The following is an 813-nucleotide window of genomic DNA, read 5'->3' on the forward strand; positions in this document are numbered from 1 at the left end:
TCTTCAACATCAACTACTCCAGTTTGGATCACACGTTTTACCCCAACTCTGTGTCCAGAAAAACCGGAGCCGCCGCAAGGGCACGCCTGCTCAAGCTCAAGCTGCTTAAATCTGGCCTAATGGGGTTGTTTCCTGCTGGAGTCTGCTGGGGACGGTGCGAGCCGTTGGCCAATGCGGCGGCGCCAGACTGCGCAGAACGCGGCCGCCCCCGAGAGCGTTACTAAAGATCCCGCGCGCCGCTGTTCAAGAGGTGGCAAATGCAACGCTAGTTCCAAACGTCGAGCATGATGTCCGACCCTCGTAAGGCACAAGCTTAACCAGCCAGACGCTGGTTTTCGCACTGCTTCGCGAATCGCTAGCGACTTGGACGTCCTTAAAGGGGCGCGCGCGTAGCGACCGGTAACCTGAAGTTATTGGCGGAGTGCCGAACGAACGTCATCGGTAAACTACTGCGCGGGCTGGCGCGTTCAGAATCGCTTGCCGTTGCTCGGCAGAACATGAGCGCGGAGGCGAACTTGTCGCTGGCCTTCTAGCGCTTGTCATTTCACAGCATGCTGCCCGCCGTGCCAGTAAGTCATGAATGGACAGCGTCAAGCAGCACGGCCGGTTTACCGACAACCATCTTGGCCGGTCGACCGGGGTGATTGTCGGTTATCCGGTCATGGTTGTCGCTCCTTCGTTGTGGTTGTCGCTGGATGATTGTCGGCGCCTGTTCTGTTTGTCGCTGGCTGTGCGAGCGCTTCCACACGGGCACGCAGGCCGTATCCATATTTGTTCTGGAATGCATATTGTCCTTTTTCCTTGCGATAGCGC

Annotated in this window: 2 protein-coding genes; one reads left to right on the forward strand and one right to left on the reverse strand. The window is 57.7% G+C overall.

Features of this window, described 5'->3' with window-relative positions; genetic code table 11:
- Positions 1 to 224: hypothetical protein (locus tag EVC45_RS46475; protein ID WP_211193617.1), on the forward strand; the 224-nt coding region annotated here is incomplete at its 5' end.
- 350 nt (positions 225 to 574) lie between these two features.
- On the opposite strand, the gene EVC45_RS46480 is transcribed toward EVC45_RS46475, so the two are convergent.
- Positions 575 to 813, reverse strand: a 239-nt coding sequence (locus tag EVC45_RS46480) for a hypothetical protein (RefSeq protein WP_211193618.1), incomplete at its 5' end; no start/stop codon positions are given.

The sequence above is a fragment of the Paraburkholderia sp. UYCP14C genome, assembly GCF_004197395.1.
Taxonomy (GTDB): domain Bacteria; phylum Pseudomonadota; class Gammaproteobacteria; order Burkholderiales; family Burkholderiaceae; genus Paraburkholderia.